At 41.5% G+C, this 20,589-nt stretch carries 23 protein-coding genes; 3 read left to right on the top strand and 20 right to left on the bottom strand.

Annotation, left to right across the window (positions count from 1 at the left end):
• Positions 1–61: 61 nt before the first annotated feature.
• The 3 genes from BA79_RS12020 to BA79_RS12010 all read right to left on the bottom strand — a co-directional run bounded on the left by BA79_RS12020 (position 62) and on the right by BA79_RS12010 (position 1,289).
• The gene (locus BA79_RS12020) at positions 62–514 is read right to left on the bottom strand and encodes a YppG family protein (protein ID WP_035702951.1); all 453 of its coding nucleotides are present in this window, start codon (positions 512–514) and stop codon (positions 62–64) included.
• Positions 515–622: 108 nt separating this feature from the next.
• Positions 623–1,003 (bottom strand): YppE family protein, encoded by a 381-nt coding sequence (locus BA79_RS12015; RefSeq protein WP_225310452.1) that lies wholly within the window; start codon positions 1,001–1,003, stop codon positions 623–625.
• 49 nt (positions 1,004–1,052) lie between these two features.
• On the bottom strand, positions 1,053–1,289 hold the full coding sequence (locus tag BA79_RS12010) for a DUF5446 family protein (RefSeq protein ID WP_008344612.1): 237 nt from the start codon (positions 1,287–1,289) through the stop codon (positions 1,053–1,055).
• Between the two features lie 193 nt (positions 1,290–1,482).
• Here BA79_RS12010 and sspM point away from each other — a divergent pair, with 193 nt between their 5' ends.
• Complete coding sequence (gene sspM / locus BA79_RS12005; protein WP_017359731.1) at positions 1,483–1,587, top strand: acid-soluble spore protein SspM; 105 nt, start codon at positions 1,483–1,485, stop codon at positions 1,585–1,587.
• Between the two features lie 23 nt (positions 1,588–1,610).
• On the opposite strand, the gene BA79_RS12000 is transcribed toward sspM, so the two are convergent.
• A complete protein-coding gene (locus tag BA79_RS12000; protein WP_035702949.1) occupies positions 1,611–2,567 on the bottom strand; it encodes a DUF2515 domain-containing protein in 957 nt (318 codons plus the stop codon).
• A 46-nt stretch (positions 2,568–2,613) separates the two neighbouring features.
• Between BA79_RS12000 and recU the strand changes: the two genes are divergently transcribed.
• The gene (recU, locus tag BA79_RS11995; protein ID WP_035702946.1) at positions 2,614–3,249 is read left to right on the top strand and encodes a Holliday junction resolvase RecU; all 636 of its coding nucleotides are present in this window, start codon (positions 2,614–2,616) and stop codon (positions 3,247–3,249) included.
• Positions 3,250–3,268: 19 nt separating this feature from the next.
• Positions 3,269–5,941, top strand: a complete 2,673-nt coding sequence (locus tag BA79_RS11990; protein ID WP_035702944.1) for a PBP1A family penicillin-binding protein — start codon at positions 3,269–3,271, stop codon at positions 5,939–5,941.
• A gap of 35 nt (positions 5,942–5,976) precedes the next feature.
• On the opposite strand, the gene BA79_RS11985 is transcribed toward BA79_RS11990, so the two are convergent.
• From BA79_RS11985 to dapB, 16 genes are all read right to left on the bottom strand, one after another.
• On the bottom strand, positions 5,977–6,486 hold the full coding sequence (locus tag BA79_RS11985; RefSeq protein ID WP_035702942.1) for a YpoC family protein: 510 nt from the start codon (positions 6,484–6,486) through the stop codon (positions 5,977–5,979).
• A complete protein-coding gene (gene nth / locus BA79_RS11980; RefSeq protein ID WP_008344602.1) occupies positions 6,483–7,145 on the bottom strand; it encodes an endonuclease III in 663 nt (220 codons plus the stop codon). The genes BA79_RS11985 and nth overlap by 4 nt, the downstream gene beginning before the upstream one ends.
• A 17-nt stretch (positions 7,146–7,162) precedes the next feature.
• Positions 7,163–7,867 carry a DnaD domain-containing protein gene (locus BA79_RS11975; protein ID WP_035702940.1) on the bottom strand — a complete coding sequence of 235 codons (705 nt, stop codon included), beginning with the start codon at positions 7,865–7,867 and terminating at the stop codon, positions 7,163–7,165.
• A 97-nt stretch (positions 7,868–7,964) separates the two neighbouring features.
• The gene (asnS, locus tag BA79_RS11970; RefSeq protein WP_024718525.1) at positions 7,965–9,257 is read right to left on the bottom strand and encodes an asparagine--tRNA ligase; all 1,293 of its coding nucleotides are present in this window, start codon (positions 9,255–9,257) and stop codon (positions 7,965–7,967) included.
• A gap of 116 nt (positions 9,258–9,373) precedes the next feature.
• A complete protein-coding gene (tseB, locus tag BA79_RS11965; RefSeq protein ID WP_035702939.1) occupies positions 9,374–9,859 on the bottom strand; it encodes a cell wall elongation/penicillin-binding protein regulator TseB in 486 nt (161 codons plus the stop codon).
• Positions 9,860–9,871: 12 nt separating this feature from the next.
• A complete protein-coding gene (locus BA79_RS19115) occupies positions 9,872–10,042 on the bottom strand; it encodes a YpmA family protein (protein WP_008344594.1) in 171 nt (56 codons plus the stop codon).
• A gap of 132 nt (positions 10,043–10,174) precedes the next feature.
• On the bottom strand, positions 10,175–12,967 hold the full coding sequence (gene dinG / locus BA79_RS11960; protein ID WP_035702938.1) for an ATP-dependent DNA helicase DinG: 2,793 nt from the start codon (positions 12,965–12,967) through the stop codon (positions 10,175–10,177).
• A gap of 115 nt (positions 12,968–13,082) precedes the next feature.
• Positions 13,083–13,466 carry an aspartate 1-decarboxylase gene (gene panD, locus BA79_RS11955; protein ID WP_017359738.1) on the bottom strand — a complete coding sequence of 128 codons (384 nt, stop codon included), beginning with the start codon at positions 13,464–13,466 and terminating at the stop codon, positions 13,083–13,085.
• Entirely contained in the window at positions 13,459–14,325 is an 867-nt protein-coding gene (gene panC, locus BA79_RS11950) for a pantoate--beta-alanine ligase (protein WP_017359739.1), read from the bottom strand. Before panC ends, panD begins: the two co-directional genes overlap by 8 nt.
• Entirely contained in the window at positions 14,322–15,161 is an 840-nt protein-coding gene (panB, locus tag BA79_RS11945) for a 3-methyl-2-oxobutanoate hydroxymethyltransferase (protein WP_008344587.1), read from the bottom strand. The genes panC and panB overlap by 4 nt, the downstream gene beginning before the upstream one ends.
• A gap of 199 nt (positions 15,162–15,360) precedes the next feature.
• Positions 15,361–16,344 carry a bifunctional biotin--[acetyl-CoA-carboxylase] synthetase/biotin operon repressor gene (locus BA79_RS11940; RefSeq protein ID WP_035702936.1) on the bottom strand — a complete coding sequence of 328 codons (984 nt, stop codon included), beginning with the start codon at positions 16,342–16,344 and terminating at the stop codon, positions 15,361–15,363.
• Positions 16,317–17,516: a CCA tRNA nucleotidyltransferase gene (locus BA79_RS11935; protein WP_035702933.1), complete on the bottom strand. Its 1,200-nt coding sequence runs from the start codon at positions 17,514–17,516 to the stop codon at positions 16,317–16,319. Before BA79_RS11935 ends, BA79_RS11940 begins: the two co-directional genes overlap by 28 nt.
• Positions 17,509–18,654 carry an N-acetyl-alpha-D-glucosaminyl L-malate synthase BshA gene (bshA, locus tag BA79_RS11930; RefSeq protein WP_017359742.1) on the bottom strand — a complete coding sequence of 382 codons (1,146 nt, stop codon included), beginning with the start codon at positions 18,652–18,654 and terminating at the stop codon, positions 17,509–17,511. The genes BA79_RS11935 and bshA overlap by 8 nt, the downstream gene beginning before the upstream one ends.
• Positions 18,655–18,656: 2 nt before the next feature.
• Positions 18,657–19,361 carry a bacillithiol biosynthesis deacetylase BshB1 gene (gene bshB1 / locus BA79_RS11925; RefSeq protein WP_025207539.1) on the bottom strand — a complete coding sequence of 235 codons (705 nt, stop codon included), beginning with the start codon at positions 19,359–19,361 and terminating at the stop codon, positions 18,657–18,659.
• A complete protein-coding gene (gene mgsA, locus BA79_RS11920) occupies positions 19,348–19,767 on the bottom strand; it encodes a methylglyoxal synthase (RefSeq protein WP_035702930.1) in 420 nt (139 codons plus the stop codon). Before mgsA ends, bshB1 begins: the two co-directional genes overlap by 14 nt.
• A gap of 17 nt (positions 19,768–19,784) precedes the next feature.
• Positions 19,785–20,588, bottom strand: coding sequence for a 4-hydroxy-tetrahydrodipicolinate reductase (gene dapB, locus BA79_RS11915; protein WP_017359745.1), 804 nt, complete (start codon positions 20,586–20,588; stop codon positions 19,785–19,787).
• Between the last annotated feature and the right edge of the window lies 1 nt (position 20,589).

Genomic DNA, 20,589 nt, shown 5'->3' with positions numbered 1-20,589 from the left:
TAAAGCTGTCGAGATTTTCTCGACAGCCTGAACCCAATAGATGTATATCTATTGGGTTTTGCTATGCTTTAAAAATACTAGTAAATCCTTTCGCCAATGAGCCCACTTGATTCATTGTACTCATCATTTGTCCAGCAGTATCAAACATTTTATTAAAATCGTATTGCCCATTCGTTTTTTTAAATTGTGACAGCACACTTTTAAATTGAGATGATTGCTGTTTTTGCGGCCTTGGCAAAGGATAAGGATTCATAGGCTGCTGCATAGGCATCATGCCCGGCGGCTGCATTGGCGGCTGATTCATTGCTTCAGGCTGCGGCTGATAAGGCTGGAAGTTTTCCTGATATCCAAAAGGCGGCTGATAGCCTGCAGACGGCGGCTGGTTCATTTCACCTTGATATGGGGGCATGAAATATTCTGGAGGCTGCGGAGGCTGCTGCATATCTGGATACGGAAAAGGCCGTTGCTGAAATTGATTCATTTCATAAGATGGCTGGTTTGAATAAGGGAACACGTATCTCGCTCCTCTCGCTCTGAAAACATATTGAAGTCAATGATATATTATGTTCAGGTAGCAGAAGATGTGCCTACAGCAGCCATAAGAAAAACGCAGGCTGTTTCATCAGCTGCGTTTGTTGATTTCTTCTATTAAAAGGTTCAGTGTATAAATCACTGATTCAACTAAATTTTTCACACGAGGTGCATGCTGTTTGCCAAAATAAGATTGCAGCACAACCTCTTTTCCATTTTCTTGGACGGCTTCAAGCTGTTCTTGATGTAAGTATCTAGGTTTGGCCTGATGAATAAATGAGGTAGCAGCAGTAAGCCACTCTTCCATTTGCTGATCAAATTTGACAACGGCCGGTTGAATATCGTTGTAAAAATCATAAACTGGGTATTCCTCTTCTGCCTTTCCCTTTAGGTACTGCTCGTATGCTTCTTCGATCCATGTGATCAACTCTTGTGTATGTTTAAGTAATGTTTGATTATCCAAAGTGTTCACCTCTATGAACCATCCTATCAAACGTTTACTTATTGCTCAAATAGAAAAGCTATCCGGCGTGATATGCGGGTCTTGCCGCCAGCTTATACTCTGCTGCATGAATTTTCAATTCACATTCCTTCACTTCAGATTCAAGACGGTCAATGATTTGTTCTTGCTCCTCTACGGCAGCGTTTTTTGTTTTTTTGACAGCTAAAGACAGTTCTTCTTCCACCGCATCAATCTTTCGCTCAATTTCCTCTAACAACTGCATAATGGATTCTTTTGATACAAATTCGCTCATCATCAGATTCCTCCTTTATCATCTCTCGTTACATTCTCTTTTCTTTTACTCCCTCCTTCATACATGACAAAACTAGAACTAAATCGCCAATCTAAGTGAAGATAAGCGCAATTTCTTCCATTTCGACACGTGCTTGTCCTTCTTTGTATGATCGCGTCCGATTGTGTAAATTCTAAGGACAAAGGAGGTAGATATCATGAAAAAGCAGCAAGCACCAAAAGAGCAAAAAACAAAAGGGAAAGAAAACAGTACAGATCAGCTTGATAAAAAGCTCGGCGGCCCTAACCGTCCATCCACGTAAAAAAAGCAGGTACCCCCTGCTTTTTATTTATGCAAAAAATAGTGTTCTAATGAGAAAAGAAAACGAAGCTGCCTTTTTTTATGAAAATACCAGTCGGTCAGCTCAATTTGTTTTGGTAAACGCTCTGCTTCAAACAAGGATGGACTCAATTTCTTTTGAAACCAATCTTCCCTTCGATCGTCTAATGAATGTGTCATGACTGGATACACCGTTCTGAGGAAAGGGCTTGACCTTCGCGCAATCCCTAAAAACGGTTCAAAATCAAATCGAGATCCCGTATGCGGCACGGTATGTAAAAAATGATAAAAATCCGAAAACAAATCGGCTCGAAACAATAGTTTTGCTAGTTTTTTCCCTAACGTAATGCGCTCTTTTACTTGGGAAAACTTTCGTATGGTTAACCCATACAAATGCCCGTCTATTGTCGGAAAAACGACGGTTTGAAAATGTGCCCACTCGCTGAAAAGATATTGAATCGAGTGAAAAACATTCTTTTTCAGGAGAGGATTTTGTATAATAGGAGATTGTATAGTATATTGTTCATTTATGATGAGTGCATGCAGCAATCGCTCTGTGTCACGCTTTTGCCAAAATCGTTCCCATTCAGCGTTCATAAAACGTGACACACCGAAATGGGGCAGCAGATGAAATAAAGGTTTGCGGCACCTTTTTGACCATTCATACAAGAGAAGCTGCGGGTAAGCATCTGAAAAGATCAGCCAATTCGCTCTTTCATACGCTGTAAAGAACAGACGCCCTTGCTGATCCGTTAAACCCGGATGGAAGAGCTCGCCTTTTAAATCTGTCATCGACCATCCAGCATTTCTGGAGACAAAAGAAGCAAGCAGAGACCATTTCATCTCTGGATGACGGTCATAAAAGCGCTTGTACGCATTTGTCCTTGTCAGATTGTCCTTATTTTTCGCTTTCGTTTCATGTAAAATATGCTGGGTAATCATGTGCTCTTGTTGTGACAACATGGTGATCTCTCCAATACAAAATGCATTAAAAGGAGGCTGAAACTTGATGATTCGGTATCCTAACGGAAAATCGTATCAGCCCATTCAACAAATTGGGACAAAAAAAAGAATTAGCGGCGAATCATCTTATAGTAACCGCGGGATGACGCTTGAAGCTGACTTAAATGAAACGAACCAGTACTATTTGGTCAACGGGATCGCAGTCATTCATAAAAAGCCTACCCCTGTTCAAATTGTCAATGTGGATTATCCAAAAAGAAGCGCTGCTGTCATTAAAGAAGCCTATTTTAAACAATCCTCCACAACAGACTACAACGGGGTATACAAAGGGCGTTATATCGATTTTGAAGCAAAGGAAACCAAAAGCACCACCTCGTTTCCACTCAAAAATTTCCACGACCATCAAATTGAGCATATGAAACAGGTTGAAAAGCAAGGCGGTATTTGTTTTGTTATTATATCCGCATTTGGTTCCGTTTATTATTTGTCCGCTACTGACCTCTTCTTCTTTTGGGAGCGGCAGCAGCAAAACGGCCGAAAATCCATTAGCAAAGATGAATTAATGGAAGCAGGCCACCTCATGACACTTGGATATTCGCCAAGAATTGATTATATTAAAGTAGTGGAGACACTTCATTTTTCGGATGAAAGCAAGCAACATTTACGTTCGAAAAAGGTTTAACACGAAAGGTTGAGATGTGATGTCTGATCAATTTACAAGTCGTGAACAGCGACGTAAAGCAAGTCAAGAAAACAATAAGAAGCAAAAGAACAAAAAAGGCAAAAAGAAAGCAGGTCTATTTAAAAAAATATTTTTATCTTTACTCGTGATCGGTCTTCTTTGTTTAGTAGCCGGAATCACAACTTTTGCCGTTTTTGCATCAAGCGCTCCTTCTATTGATGATAGCAAGCTAAAAACGCCGTATTCTTCAAAACTTTACGATAAAGACAAAAAAGTCTTTGCAGAAGTCGGGGCGGAAAAAAGAACGTATGTCTCGATTAAAGATATACCCGACGTGGTAAAAGATGCGTTTATTGCAACTGAAGATGCACGTTTTTATAAACACCACGGGATTGATCCTATCCGTATTGGCGGTGCTCTTGTCGCAAACGTCGAGGACGGTTTTGGAGCAGAAGGTGGAAGTACGATTACACAGCAGGTTGTGAAGAACTCCCTGCTTAACAATCAAAAGACGTTAAAACGTAAAGTACAGGAAGTGTGGCTCTCGATTCAACTTGAGCAAAAATACTCTAAAGATGAAATTTTAGAAATGTATTTAAACCGTATTTTCTTCTCTCCTTATGCTTATGGTGTTGGGAAAGCGGCTGAACAATTTTTCGGAGTGACAGATTTAAATAAACTAACTGTTGCACAGGCTGCCACACTTGCGGGTATGCCGCAAAGTCCTTCTGCCTATAACCCAGTGAAACATCCAGAGGCAGCGGAAAAACGTCGTAATATCGTTTTAGGCCTAATGAAAAAACAAGGCTATATTTCAGAAAAAGAGTATGAGGAAGCAAAAGCAACACCTGTCAGCAAAACAGTTGTTTCAGCTGATAAATATAAGAGTCAAAACTCAAGTAAGTACTCTGCTTATATTGAAGAAGTCATGGAAGAAGTACAGAAAAAAGCCAAAGTAGATGTATCAACAGATGGATTAAAAATCTATACTTCTCTTGATCGAAAAGCACAGGATCATCTGGATGACATCATCAATGGGGATTCAGCCGGATTTACGAAAGGTATGCAAGCTGGAGTCACCCTGCTAGATACAAAAAATGGTGAAATTCGTGCCATTGGCGGTGGTCGTGATGTACCAGCCGGCGGCTTTAACTATGCCACTGATGCAAAACGCCAGCCGGGATCTACAATCAAACCAATTTTAGATTACGGTCCTGTAATTGAAAACAAAAAATGGTCAACATATCAGCAAATTGATGATGCGCCTTATACGTACTCTAACGGTACACCAATTAACAACTTTGACAGAAGACACTTAGGGAAAATGTCGATGAGAAGTGCTTTGGCACAATCACGAAACATCCCTGCTTTAAAAGCTTTCCAAGAAGCTGGTACAGATAATGCTGTTCAATTCGCCAATAACTTAGGTTTGGACTTACCTTCTGACATTCCTGAGTCTTACTCAATCGGCGGATTTGACGAAGGTGTCTCTTCTCTTAAAATGGCTGGTGCATTTAGTGCATTCGGTAACAACGGATACTATAATGAACCGCATGCTGTAACGTCTGTTGAATTTAATGACGGAACGAAGCTTGACTTAACGCCAGACTCAAAAGCAGCCATGAGTGATTACACTGCATTTATGATCACAGATATGCTGAAAACTGCTGTACAATCTGGAACAGGTACACTCGCACAAGTACCGAATGTTCAAGTAGCTGGTAAAACAGGTACAACCAACTTTACACAAGATGATATTAATAAATACAACATCCCTTCTGGCGGTGCGAAAGATTCATGGTTTGTCGGTTACACGCCGCAATACACAGCAGCTGTGTGGACTGGAATCGGCAACTCAAAAGATGCGGACGGCAAAATGTGGCTTACGGATTATGAACAACGTGTTGCCAAAGTTGTCTTCCAGAAATTAATTTCTCAAATTGATGATGGAAGCGGCTCATTTGAAAAACCAGATAGTGTCGTTGAAGCAACGGTTGAAAAAGGATCAGATCCAGCGAAGTTAGCTGGACCAAACACACCAAGTGATAAGAAGACAACGGAATACTTCGTCAAAGGAACTGTCCCAACAAAAGTTTCTGACACATATGAAAAGAAAGAAGCTGACAAACCATCTGACTTAAAAGCGGTGTATGATGAAGAGAAAAAATCGATTACACTTACTTGGGGTTATGATGACGATGCAGATGCAACATTTAATGTGAAGCAAGCGGTCGATGATGGCGGCTATAAAGACATTCAAAACAGCTCTTCTAAAGAAGCCGTCATCTCTGATGTAAAGCCAGGATCCACCTATAAATTCCAAGTGACAGCGACTGTAGACGATGTCACAAGTAAAGCGGCTTCTACTTTCCTCACCATTAAAGATGACGAAGAAGAGGAAGAAAAAGCAGATGATGAGAACAAAGAAGAAGAAGAGCCACAGCAACCTGATGATGAGCAGACAGATCAAACAGATGATAATCAAAACCAAGGTGGCACTGATGAGCAGAAGCCTGATGATAAAAAAGATCAAGGTGGAAATACCGAAAATGGTGATGGCTCAGACAGTACAAATGGAAACAGCAACTCACAGAGTGATGCCAATAAAGATAAAAAGAAAGACGACGAGAAAGCCAATTCTCAAAGCTCAAATACTCAGTCAAATTCTACTTCTCGCAAAGAAGACGAATAACAAAAAAGCACTTGCCCTATGTGGCAAGTGCTTTTTTAACGATTTTGTTTTAACTTTCTGAGTGCTTCATATTTTCCATACTGCTTTTTGAGCTCTGTGTATAACTCGTCCAATTGAATAAAGCAATGATATTGAGTAGGTTTAAGCAAAATAAACTCTAATCGTTCTGTCCAGTTAATGGGGGCTACTGGAAACGTCTGTTGTTTAATTTCCTCCCAATCAACGGTTTGAAGCTTCTCTCCTTTGATCCAGTAAAACATTGCAATCATACTGACAATGCCTTGCAGCATATCATCCTCTTCACACCGAGATTTTCTCGTTTGAAAGCGAGGAAGCATGTGGTCTTTTAATTCATTCCACAGATCAAACATCAAAGGAACAAATTCTTCCGTTTTCTGCCACGGTTGCTCATCTAGTAAAGGTTCTGAGGATAGATCAAATGCGAGTGGATTGATTCTTAATATATCCTTTTTTTCGCCGCTTATCTCTACCTTTTTCTCTTTTAGCTTTTCGACATATGAGGTGAAAACAGCTGCTCCGCTCATGCCAGCTTCACCAGCCCTTTTTTCAGCCTCTTCTGCCCTTCTCTGCACATATCAAGAAGTGGACAAGATTCACACTGTGGCCGTTGCGCCTTACAGTGATATCTACCGAAAAAGATGAGACGATGATGGGTCACGGACCAATCCTCTTTTGGCACCTTCTTCATTAAGGTTTGCTCTACCTCAAGAACAGAATCCTTCCAGCGGCAAATCCCAAGTCGTTTGCTGACACGCTCAACATGTGTATCTACTGCAATGGCGGGAATTCCAAAAGCGACAGACACAACGACATTTGCTGTTTTCCGTCCAACCCCTGGGAGCTTGATTAGCTCATCTCGATCTCTTGGCACTTCACCGCCATAATCTTCAATCAGCATTTGGCTTAATTTTTGAATGTTTTTTGCCTTATTACGATAAAGACCGATCGAACGAATATCCTGCTGCAACTCTTCAAGCGGCACACTTAAATAGTCTTCTGGTGTTTTATATTTTTGAAATAGATGTTTGGTCACTTTGTTCACTAGAACATCTGTACATTGCGCTGAAAGTGCGACAGCAATCACTAGTTCAAATGGATTGGAATGAACGAGCTCACACTCAGCCTCTGGAAACATATCTCCTATAATATCTAAACATTCATTGATTTGTTTTTTTGATAACATGCCTTCTCCTTTATTGGTTATTGTTCCAGCCAATTATAAAAAGGAACTTGTCGTTTATATGAAGATGTTTCTTCTTTTGAAGGTGGGGCTTTTTGCTGCGAACGGAAATGCTGGCTATGTTCTTTCGCTTCTTCCGCTGTTTTCAGCCCTTTCTTTTTCCACTCAAATAAAATTCGATCGATATAGCGGAAATTTAATTTTCCTGATAAAACGGCTTCTCTTAGAGCAAGACGAATCATCTCAGCATCATGATGGTCTTGGTCCATCCAGATTGAGAGTGTTTCCCCTTCAAGAGGAGAAAGTGGTCTGCCAAACTCATCTTCAAATAGCGCATATAAAGACTTTTCAGCCTGCACATGATTTTTTTGTACGTCTTTCGCCTGTTTTGCTTCTAAAAAGTCATACAGCACACCCCATAAGGGTTCTACCGAGTACCGGTCATGCTGAATACCAGACCTGTCTTCAAACGGCTGAATCGAAATAAACCCTTTTTGAATCAAATACTGCACCATATAAGCACATTCTTCGGGCGAAATGGTCATACCATGTGAAAGCTCTTCAAATGTCTGAAAAAAGACGCCTTGTTCTTCATTCATTTTAATCTTTAACATGACCATCATTTGTGACTCATTCAGTCCTAACTGCTCATAATGAGCAATCAGCAAATTAGGCAAACTGGTCGAACCCATTTTCTGCATATCTATAAATTGCTGCCTTTTCATCGGATACACCTCTTCACTTTCAGTATATCACGTTTTCTCATACGTGCTGCCCTTAAGACGTTTGAAAAAGCCTCCATATGTTGGAGGCTTTCACGTCTTAAGGATATAAACGGTTTAATAATCTTGGGAATGGAATTGTTTCACGCACATGCGGCGCTCCGCTAATCCAAGCAACTGTTCGTTCAAGTCCAAGACCAAAACCTGAATGTGGTACAGAACCATACTGTCTTAATTCTGTGTACCATTTGTACGTTTCTTGATCTAACCCATGTTCTTTTAACCTTGCTTCAAGCAGATCTAAATCGTGAACACGTTCAGAACCGCCGATAATCTCTCCATAGCCTTCTGGCGCAATTAAATCTGCACAAAGGACGACATCATCACGGTCTGGTGCAGGCTGCATATAAAATGGTTTTAATGAGGTTGGGTAATGAGTGATAAAGACTGGTTTATCATAGCTTTCGGCGATCGCTGTTTCGTGCGGCGCACCGAAGTCATCTCCCCATTCAATGTCATCAAATCCTTTATCCTGCAAGAATTTAATCGCTTCATCATATGTGATGCGCGGGAATGGTGCTTTGATGTTTTCTAATTTTGCTGTATCACGGCCAAGTGTGTGCAGTTCTACTTTACAATTTTCAAGTACACTTTGAACAACGTGAGACACATAATTTTCTTGGTACTCAAGGTTCTCATTAAATTCAACAAATGCCATCTCAGGCTCGATCATCCAGAACTCGATTAAATGACGTTTTGTTTTCGATTTTTCTGCTCTAAATGTTGGACCGAATGAGAATACTTTTCCTAGTGCCATCGCAGCAGCTTCCATGTAAAGCTGTCCACTTTGAGAAAGGTATGCATCTTCATCAAAATATTTAGTAGCAAACAGCTCTGTTGTTCCTTCTGGAGCACTTCCTGTTAAGATTGGCGGATCCACTTTCACGAAGCCTTCTTGATGGAAAAATTCATATGTAGCACGAATAATTTCATTACGGATTTTCATAATGGCATGCTGTTTTTTAGAACGCAGCCATAAATGACGGTGATCCATTAAGAATTCTGTTCCATGTTCTTTTGGTGTAATTGGGTAATCTGTTGCTTCGTGAATCACTTCAATGGATTTCACTTGTAATTCAAAACCAAGTGGTGAACGTTCGTCTTTTGTTACTTGTCCTGTGACATAGACCGATGTCTCTTGTGTCACTGATTTCGCAAGTTTAAAGACTTCCTCTTCCACCTCTGCTTTTACAACGACTCCTTGAATAAAGCCTGTCCCGTCGCGAAGCTGCAAGAATGCAATTTTCCCGCTTGAACGTTTATTGGCAATCCATGCGCCGATGGTTACTTCTTCATCGACGTGTTTGAACACTTGATTAATAGTTGTTTTCAACATATTTCCCTCCAAAGCCAGAAAGAAACTCACCTTGTTAGATAGGTGTGATTCTTTTTTCATACATTTTATTATAACCGTTCTAAATCAGCATGGTCAACGCAAGACAGAAGAAACTACGGTGTTAAATTTTTTTCCACTCGTCCTGTCGTAAAATCAACATAGCTGAAACTATATTGGCTGTTCTCATTTAAGTACGTTACTTCCCAAAGGAGGACGTCACCTTCTCGTGCTAATTGAACATTTTTTAGCTTAGAAATGGTGTTCTCCTTTTGAACGGCTTGTACTGCTTGGTTTGAAGTAATGCCTTCTTTTGCTTTTTTGGCAATGACTTTTTCTTTTTTGCTGGCAGGTACCCACACATAGATCGCTTCGTTTTGTTTGTTTTTACCTTCCACAATAAATTGCTTTTCTTTCCCAACAAAGGTATCCACTTGCTCTACTTGTGCTAATGATGCTTGCTTTTTTGCTCGTTCAATCGCTGACTCATGACCTTCTTCTTTTTGTCCCATGGCCATTTGATAAATCCACGAAAAGCTAATGATGCCAATGAGTAAAACGAGCGCAGCAACGGATGAAATAATCCAAACTATTTTTTTCATGTCAAGCTTCCCCTATGTGCGATATATGGTAAATATCGCTTGATTTTGATCTTCTTGATCTAATGCTAATCCAAACATAAGATCTTCCCTTTTAAGCGTTCTGTTCAGCAAATCGACGATTTTGTATAGGTCTTCTGAATGCTTAATTTGAACAGTTGAAAGTACCTCTATTTTACTTTCCACTTCTAATTCCTCCTCGGTACGTAAATATTGTTAGTCATACTTTTCAATGTGAGAACCGATACTATTTTTACAACGGAACATAAAAAGCCGTTACGATAAATTAACTCCAAACCCACACCAGTGAAAGGCCGCTTATGACAGCGGCTTTTCGTTGTTAAGCTTTTCTATATACACCTCAAGCGACTCTTTGGACATCTCGTGAACTGGCGCATGATGAAGTGATTCTAAAAATAGTTTTCCATACGAAGCGGTTTTCACTCGGCGGTCTAAAATCAGCAATGTTCCGATGTCTTTTTCCGAGCGAAGCAAGCGGCCTGCTCCTTGCTTAAAAGTTAACACAGCTTCCGGGAGAGCGACGGCTTTAAACGGATTCTTCCCTTGTTTTTTTGCCGCTTCACATTTTGCTTCAATGAGCGGTGAATCAGGCGGTCGGAAAGGAAGCCTTGCCATAATGACGGTCGTTAGCTCTGAGCCAGGAAAATCCACACCTTCCCAGAAACTCCCTGTTCCTAGCAAGATGGCTTGCTTAGCCAATTTGAACATTTTCGTCAATTTTACAGGGCTCCCGCCTGTCAAACCTTGAGCAAACAATGCCGATTGCATACCTTCTGATTTCAGCTCTTCATACACTGCTTTTAACATCTCATGTGAATTAAATAACACCAATATTTTCGCTTGATCCTGCTTTTCCATGATCTTAATATATGTTGCAGCTTGCTTCACATAATCGCGTTCATCACGGTTTGTGATCGGTGGCATGTCAGCCGGTACAACGACCTTAAGCTGTTTTTCAAGTTCAAAAGGTGAATCAATTTGGACAAGGTGTGGATAAAAATCTTGCAGGCCAAATCGTTCCAAGCAATAATCAAAGCGTTGATTAATGGTAAGCGTCCCTGATGTGAGGACAACGCTTTTTTTGTTCATGAAGAACCGATCAGCTAGCAGCTCCCCTGTATCCAGCGGCTGTGCGTGCATAAAGACAGCATTCTTGGCACCCTTTGCATCAATCTCAATCCAAACGGTTTCATCATTGTTTGGTTCAAAGATAAACCGGTACAGCGTACTGCAGAATGTCTGCATAAACGACATCACTTGATCGTATTCTTCTGCTTCAAATGCAAAGTGTTCTATGAACTGATCACTTTTGTGAAGCAGCTCATTTTTTTGCTGCTCATACAGTTTCTCACAAGCAATTAATAATGAACAAAGCTTACTCGCTGATTCTTTAATTCGGACCCACTGAGCATGTTTTGAATGATGACGGACTCTATGAATGAGACGATTGATGTCCGCTTTTGGTTTTGTCCTTTTGACAAAAGAATGAACGGTACTAAAAAATGCGTCACTTTCCATCTGAAGCTGCTGAAGATACTCGTCCATTTCAATAAAGGTGTCAGTTGATAAACCTGCCCCATGAAATCTCTTTTTCAATTTCTTAAGCAGCCCGCCATGCAAAGAGCCAAGCTGCGTTAATTTCGCATGAAGCTGGATATAAGACGCACTGTCACCTAGCGTTTCATTGGCTGTTTTTTCAAATTGATGGGCCTCATCAATCACATAGACGTCTGCATGCTGAAAGATAGAAGCTCCTTCCGTTTGGGATAAAAGCAGACGGTGATTCGTCAAAATTAAATCAGCGGTTTGAGCCTTTCGTTTAGCCCGTTCATAAAAACAATGTTCTTTAAAACGGCGTTTTTTCGATGTAAATGGCATGTGCACACAAGAGATACGGTCTTTTATATTTGCAGCTCCTGACGGTAAATTCAGTTCAGACAAATCACCTGTTTCAGTGACAAGGAGCCACATTAAAATTTGCGCTTTTGTTAAGACAACATCATAGTTATCATCTTCCTCATGCAGGACATGCTCAAACTTATCTAAACAAATATAATGTGCCCGCCCTTTAAACACACAGGCGGCTGGCTCAAATGGGAGCAACTGCTTGAGTAGCGGAACATCGCGCTGAAGCAGTTGCTGCTGCAGTAAAATAGAATATGTACTGATAATGACAGGTTTTCCTGATTTCTTTGCTTCTAAAGCAGCTGGTATAAGATAAGCGAGTGTTTTCCCGATTCCCGGCGCCGCTTCAATTAACGCATAAGCTCTTTCATGGAACGCATCTCTTACTTTGTTCATCATCGTGAGCTGGCCTTCTCTTACTTCATAGCCTTCTAATGTTTGAGGAAGCTTCTCTTTTATCTCCTCAAACAGCTGCTCGTCGTCAGCGCCTACTGCATATGTCGATTCAGTGATAGGATTGGTCACATCTTTCACAGCAAAAGATCCTACTTCTACAAGCAAATCATCCTGACTAGAGTGATTGGTTTCAAGCTGCTTAATTAAAAGTCCTATATCACTTAGAAGATAAGAGGATAATCTGCGAAGCTGTTTTAACACATTTGGCGGAGTATTCCTTAATTGATCTAATAAGGTTAAAAATAACATGGCAGTAACTTCCGCATCACTATCCGCCCTGTGCGGGTGGTCATGTGGAAGCATGAGCTCTTCGCTTAATTCAGTTAGCTTATAACCTTCAAGCTCAGGATAAAGAATTCTAGAAATTTCAACCGTATCAATCGCTAGCACATCCAGCTCATTTTTCCCGCATGCTTTTAGTTCATCGTTTAAAAAGTTCAAATCAAAATGAACATTGTGCGCAACAAAATAAGCGCCCTGTATGAGATCATACACCTCTTGGGCAATGTCCTCAAAAAACACCGCGTCATCAACCATGTGCTGTTTAATACCTGTCAGCTGTTCAATAAATCCAGGAATCGTTTTCCCTGGGTTCACATATTTTGAATACCGTTCGACAATTTGTCCATTTTCAATGACCACCGCAGCAATTTGAATGATTTTATCACCTTTTTTTGGTGAATTCCCGGTGGTTTCAATATCAACGACAACAAACCTTTGATCGGTCATAAAATGGACACCTCAATTCCTCGTTCCACTCATAGTGAAACACACTCTGGGCAATATAGCTGAAACAGAACAGCTTCCTTTTGATGAAACTGTTCTGTTTCCATGTGAGCGTGCGTTATAAAATCGTTCTCGCAGGCTCTTGCCCAATCATTTGTTCAATTTGATTTTGTTTATTTAACACGACCACTTTAGGTGTGTGCGATTTCGCTTCTTCCTCTGACAACATCCCATAAGCGATAATAATGACTTCATCTCCTGGCTGAACCAATCTTGCTGCCGCACCATTTAAACAAATGACACCGCTCTTTCTTTCTCCAGGGATGATATATGTTTCAAGTCTAGCACCATTGTGATTATTGACAATTTGCACTTTCTCATTTGCCATCATGCCTGCCGCATCAAGCAAATCTTCGTCGATAGTAATACTACCTACATAGTGTAAGTTTGCTTCAGTCACTGTCGCTTTATGAAGTTTCGAGGTCATAAAAGTTCTATACATGTTTTTCACCGCTTTCAGGAACATGGAAAATCACATTATCAATCAGTCTTGCCCGGGAGAACTTCACAGCAATGGCAATGATCACTTGCCCCGTTAAGTGCTGAAGGGGTTCAAGCTCTGGATAGGAGTAAATGTCAATATAATCGATTTCTCCACTTGTTTGAAGAATCTCCTCTTCCACTAATTGATAAATACGATTTACATCATGTTCACCCTTTTCTACAGCTGTCTGTCCTTTTTTTAATGCCCGGTATAAAGCAGGTGCTTCTTGCCTTTCTGTTTCAGACAAATACACGTTTCTTGAACTTTTCGCTAAACCGTCTTCTTCTCGAACAGTAGGAACAGACACAAGGTGAAGATCAAAAAAGAAATCCTTGATCATCGCATCGATAACAGCGACTTGCTGTGCATCCTTTAGACCAAAGTATACATTGGTTGGTGCGACAAGGTGAAACAGCTTTGTGAGCACCGTGACAACGCCGTCGAAGTGTCCTGGGCGTTTCTTCCCGCATAAGACGTCTGTACGCTTTTGAACAGTCATCGTAATCGATGGCTCATCTTTGTACATTTCCTTCACATCAGGTGTAAATAATATATCTACTCCAGCTTCTTCAGCAAGACGCTGGTCTCTTTTCATATCTCTTGGATAGGATTCAAAGTCTTCATTCGGTCCAAATTGCAATGGATTGACAAAGATGCTCATCACCACAATGTCATTTTGATCTCTTGCTTCTTTTGCAAGCGTAAGATGTCCTTCATGAAGGAAACCCATTGTAGGGACAAATCCAATGGAATGCTGCTTCTTTTGATGCTGCTTGATCATTTCTTTTAATTCATGAATATGGGAAACAACCTTCATTCCTTGATCCCCCCATATAAACCATCAAGGACTTCTTCTTTCATATGAAAGGTATGAGCATCCTCTGGGAATGTGCGTGCTTTTACTTCTTTTGTATATTGTATGAGCGCTTCTTCTAATACAGCATCGATTTGCGCGTATTGTTTCACAAATTTAGGTGTTCTAGACACGCCGTACCCTACCACATCATGGTAAACGAGAACTTGTCCATCTGCTTCAGCCCCTGCCCCAATTCCGATCACAGGAATCTTTAGCATGTCAGTAATCCGTTTTGTCAGTTCACCAGGTACACACTCTAACACAAGGGCGATGGCACCTGCTTCCTCACATTTCAGACTATCTTCAATCAATTTCTGTGCACTCTCTTTGTCTTTTCCTTGCACTTTATAGCCGCCAAGGACACCGACTGATTGAGGGGTGAGCCCTAAATGGCTTACAACAGGAATGCCGCCTCTTGTAAGTGCTTGAATGGATTCAAATACTCCGTCTCCACCTTCAAGCTTTAAGGCATCAGCACCGCTTTCTTGCATAATGCGTGCTGCATTTTTCATCGTTTCTTCTAATGAATAATGATAAGACATAAATGGCATATCCGTCACAACAAATGTGTCTTTTGCGCCTCTTTTGACTGCTTTTGTGTGATGAATCATATCATCCATCGTCACTTGCACTGTGGAATCAAGTCCAAGGACAACCATCCCAAGTGAGTCACCAACTAAGATCATGTCGACTTCCGCTTTTTCCGCTTGCTTTGCAGCTGGATAGTCGTATGCTGTCAGCATCACAATAGGTTCGTTTTGTTCTTTCATTTTGAAAAAATCTAACTTTGTCTTCATTTGTTCCTCCTCATTCTGGAGAGGAGATGGCTTGTCTGATCTCACACGCTTTTATCTCTCATGTGCAGACGAATCATCCCTCTGTCCAAGTCCCTTAGGATCAAGGCAGAAATTTATCGAATTTTTCTTCCTAACAGGTACAGTTCTTTTTCAGATACTGCCCACACGAAGTATATCAAAAATGTGCCGGGTGTTCCACTTAAGTTGACTTGATCTCAATGTCAGCGGAGTAGATGTTTTGGATTCCGCCCTCCGTTTCGAGTAAAAGAACGCCTTCATCATTAATCCCAAGCGCCGTTCCAACATATTGTCCATTGACGGTGCGTGCGATGATACGCTTTCCAATGGTCATCGCATACGATTCCCATAATTGTTTGATCGGAGCAAAACCATATGTCATATATTCATCATACCTTTTTTCAAAGGTGGACATGATGGTTTGAATCAGTGCCGCTCTGTCTACCTTTTGACCCAGCTCCATTCGCAAACTCGTCGCAACATCCTTTAATTCTTCAGGAAAATCATTTGCCGTCTGATTCACGTTAATGCCTGGGCCAATAATGACTGCGTGAACTTGGTCAGCTTCTGCTTTTAATTCAGTCAAAATACCAACGACCTTTTTTCCGTTTAGCAAAATATCGTTTGGCCATTTGATCGATGGACTGAGACACGTTTGCTGCGCTATGGCTTCAGCGATGGCGACAGATGCTAAAAGCGTCATTTGCGGCGCTTTGTGCAGCGGTATTTCCGGCCGGAGAATCAAACTCATCCATATGCCTGTCCCATTTGGTGAGTGCCACGTTCTTTGAAGGCGTCCTTTTCCGTTTGTCTGATGATCACTGACAACAAGCGAGCCGTGCGGGGCTCCTTTATTGACGAGGTCATGGGCAATGAGCTGAGTTGAGGCGACTTCTTCTTGAAAGTAAATATGCCTGCCAAACAGCTCTGTTTCCAAACCAAACAGAATTTCGTCTTCACTAATTTTGTCCGGTTTACGAAGCAGCCGGTACCCTTTTCTTCTGACCGCTTCGACCTCATATCCCTCTTTTCGCAAATCCTCTATATGCTTCCATACCGCCGTTCGGGAGCAGCCAAGCTCATCACATATTTGCTGGCTTGAGACAAAATCTTGCTCAGATGCTGTAAATAGTTCAATTAATCGTTTTCTAATCGCTGATCGCACGCTATGAGCCACTCCTCTATGGCTTCTTTTCGGTTTTCAAGCTGGTTTTGCAAAACGGCTTTTTTCACAGAAGCAAGCTCTTCTGCAATCCATTTACCAGCTGGCTTTTGCCGAAAGGCCATCAAATCTTTTCCTGACACTGCAAGGTCTTGAAGCTGTTTAATCGGTAGCGCATCATATGAACGTTTCGCCGCCTCCAGCTCATCAAAGAAAATGCGGCGCTCATGTTTGAGCTGCGTGATTTTCATACTAGAAAGCAGGACATGTTCACCAGCTTCAAACATTTTTTCCGCATCCCAGTCACAATCAACATATTTGCTAATGGCAACGGCTTCTTTTAAAAGTTTCGTTGATAACTTCCATTCTTTTAAAAAGGACACCGCCTCCGCCTCATCTAGACCAAGTAAATGGATAAAGGCTCCCCACACCTCATCTAACCCATCCAATAAATAATACGGGAAAGCTTGGAACGTTTCATTCAGCTGATCCTTGAGGCCGGGCAATTCTTCATACAATTTGGTGGAGATGAGCACCTTGATGGCTTGCTCACAGTAGCGGCCTTTTAAAAGTTTTTCCATTTCGATTTTTTTGCGTTCAACAGATATGTTAGCAAGCAGATGTTTATCTTTTTTCATTGCTTCTTCCGTCTCTTTAGAAAGCTCAAACCCGAGCTGGCTTAAAAACCGCACCGCTCTCATCATCCGAAGCGAGTCTTCTTGAAAGCGGCATGCAGGATCTCCAACCGTTTGAATTCGTCTTCGCTTAATATCCCGCTTGCCGCCTACATGGTCAATGATGTCACCATGAATATCCATGGCCACTGCATTGATCGTTAAATCTCTTCTTAAAAGATCTTCTTTTAGTGATGAAATAAACGCCACTTCTTTAGGCCGGCGAAAGTCTTCATATTCTGATTCAGTCCGAAACGTAGTGACCTCATAGCTGACCCCGTCAAGTAACACAATGACTGTGCCATGCTCTTTGCCGACATCTACTGTTTTATCAAATAAAGACTCCACCACATCAGGTGTGGCATCTGTCGCAATATCGATATCCCCAATTTCCCTGCCTAAAAGGACATCTCTCACCGCACCGCCGACAAAATAAGCTTGATACCCATGTTCGTGCAGTGTATGTAAAATAGGGATCGCATGTGTGAATGGTTCATTCATCTTCAACATCACCTTCGATCAATTCTAAGTAAAGCTCTTCATACTCTCTCACAATTTTGTCAGAAGAGAAATTGGCTTCCACACTAGACTTGGCTGCCATCGATATTTGCTGATGGAGCGCATTGTCTTTCAGAATAGAGATGGCATGTTTTGCTGCTCCATCTACATCACCAAGCGGAACAAGGAATCCTGTCTCTCCATGTGCAATCACCTCTGGAATTCCTCCAACGTCTGTTCCTATACAAGGAACTCCGCATGCCATTGCTTCAAGTAGTACAAGACCAAAACTCTCTTTCTCAGAAAGCAGCAGCTTCAAATCACTAATCGAATAGAGCTCCTCCACCTTCTCTTGCTTTCCTAAAAATAACACGCGGTCCGTTAATCCAAGCTTTTTCACAAGCTCGCAAACAACCGATTTTTCAGGTCCGTCCCCAATCAGTAGCAGTTTTGCATTCACCTGTTCAGAAATCTGTTTAAACACATGGATCACGTCATGCACCCGCTTCACTTTACGGAAATTTGATACATGGATGACGACCTTCTCATCCTGCAGAAGACCATAATGCGTCTTCAGCACTTCGTGATCTTCACGCAAATATACACGCTCATCGACGAAATTATGGATCGTATCAATTTTTTTATTCGGTTTAATCAGATCGTATGTCTGCGCAGCTAATGAATGTGATACAGCCGTTACGCGGTCAGATGATTCGATCGCAAACCGGATGACTTCCTTTAAAGATGGGTCATAGCCTAAAACCGTAATATCCGTCCCGTGAAGGGTGGTGACGACTTTGACAGACTGTCCAGTCATTTGCTTAGCTAAGAACGCACAGACGGCGTGAGGGACCGCATAATGTGCATGAATAATATCAAGCTTCTCTCGTTTTGCCACTTCTGCTAGTTTACTTGCCAGTGCAAGGTCATAAGGCGGATATTGAAACACAGCATATTGATTGACATCCACCTCGTGAAAATAAATATTCGGATACACTTTATTGAGTCTAAACGGAATACTCGAGGTAATGAAATGAACATCGTGCCCTTTTTCAGCTAAACGTTTTCCAAGCTCTGTGGCAATAATGCCCGATCCGCCAACACTTGGATAACAAGTGATTCCGATCTTCAATTTTTTCATAATTACCCCCCAAGTAAGTCATCATCCATCAAAAGTGGCTTCTTTGTCAGAAACCCTTCTGCAAAAGGTTTATTGACTTCCCTTCCATACATCGACTCTCTCATTTTGACAAAATCAATATAACCATTTACAAGCGGTGTCTCCACTGAACTCTCTGTTTTGACAAATTGGCTTTTATACGCATGTAAGCTATCAATTTTTTGGTTCATCTCGTCTGAGATATCGATCACAAAATCTGGACGATGGTGGCCGTTAATCATGTAATAATACATCTGGCTTATTTTATGCGCTGGCTGCTTGTATGAATCTTCAAATTTATGTATACCTGCAGAAAAAGCGGCCTCTTCTACAAGTGAACCCGCATGACCATGATCAGGATGTCGATCTTGGTGGTGCGGGGCAAAAATAAGTCTCGGTTTGTATGTTCGGATGACACCTGCAATTTCTTTCATCGCTTCGTCATTGAGATAAAGTCCTCTATCTGGCAGCGTGAGCTGGATTCGAGTCGTGACGCCTAAAATGGCAGCGGCTGCTCTGGCTTCTTCTTTTCGGCTTTCAACCGTTCCATTTGAAGATAATTCAGCCTGAGTCAAGTCACAAATTCCAACACGTGCCCCTTTTTTTACGTATTTTGCAATCGTTCCACCCATACCGATCTCTACATCATCGCTATGGGCACCGAATGCAAGGATATCAAGTGGTTTCATGTGTTCCTCCGTTTTTTGCTACATCTCGAAAATCAAACGTACCTTTATTTAAATTCCTGACTAAAATTTCGGCAGTCCCCATATTGGTTGCTAATGGGATGGCATACACATCGCAAAGCCGGATGAGTGCAGATACATCCGGTTCATGCGGCTGTGCAGTGAGAGGGTCTCTAAAAAAGAGCACAAGATCCATTGCATTATCAGCAATCATAGCACCAATCTGCTGATCTCCTCCAAGTGGTCCTGATTGGAAACGATGAATGGGCAGCCCAGTCGCTTCTTTCACTCTTAAACCTGTTGTTCCTGTTGCATAAAGTGTATGATCTGCCAAAAGATCTCGATACGCAATGGCGAATTGAATCATGTCACTTTTTTTCTTATCGTGAGCGATTAAAGCAATGTTCATCAGGGATCCACTCCTTATTAGTCGATAATATTTTCTAAGCCATAGACGAGTTGATCAATATGCATCACCTGTTCAACAGAAAGCTTCACACCTGACATAAAGGATGCACGGTTATAAGAATCATGACGAATCGTGAGCGTCTGCCCGTCCATTCCAAACAGCACTTCTTGATGAGCAATCATGCCTGGAAGCCTTACGCTGTGAAGGCGGATGCCATCATAATCTGCTCCTCGTGCACCTTCGATTAGTTCTTTTTCTTCAGGGTGCCCCTGCTTTTTGCTTTCTCTTACTTCAGCAATCATTTCAGCCGTTTTTAATCCTGTACCGCTCGGAGCGTCCAATTTTTTATCATGATGAAGCTCAATGATTTCAACATCAGGAAAATAATTCGCTGCCATTTTGGCAAACTTCATCATTAAAACAGCACCAACAGCAAAGTTAGGCGCAATAATACAGCCTATCCCTTTTTCTTCTGTTAATTGCTGAAGTTCTTTTAGGTCGTCTTCTGAAAAACCTGTTGTGCCTACGACTGGACGTACGCCATGTTCAAGGGCTTTTTTTGTATGTACTTTCCCGATTTCTGGGGTCGTCAAATCAATTAATACATCCGGTGCTGTTTCTGAAAGACACACGTCAATATCCGTATAAATGGGCGCATCAGATGTTGTATGAAGCACATCAGATAGCTTTTTCCCCTCATGTGTGTGATCAAGTGCTGCTACCAGTTCAAAATGGCTTGTTTCTTCTGCCAGCTTGACAGCCTCTATCCCCATTCTTCCTCTTGCTCCAGCGATTACGACTTTGATGGTTTGATTCGTCATC

The organism is Bacillus altitudinis 41KF2b (genome assembly GCF_000691145.1).
In the GTDB taxonomy this organism is placed as follows: domain Bacteria; phylum Bacillota; class Bacilli; order Bacillales; family Bacillaceae; genus Bacillus; species Bacillus altitudinis.
Note: the sequence above shows the minus strand (reverse complement) of the source record. Positions and strands in the feature narration are given on the sequence as shown.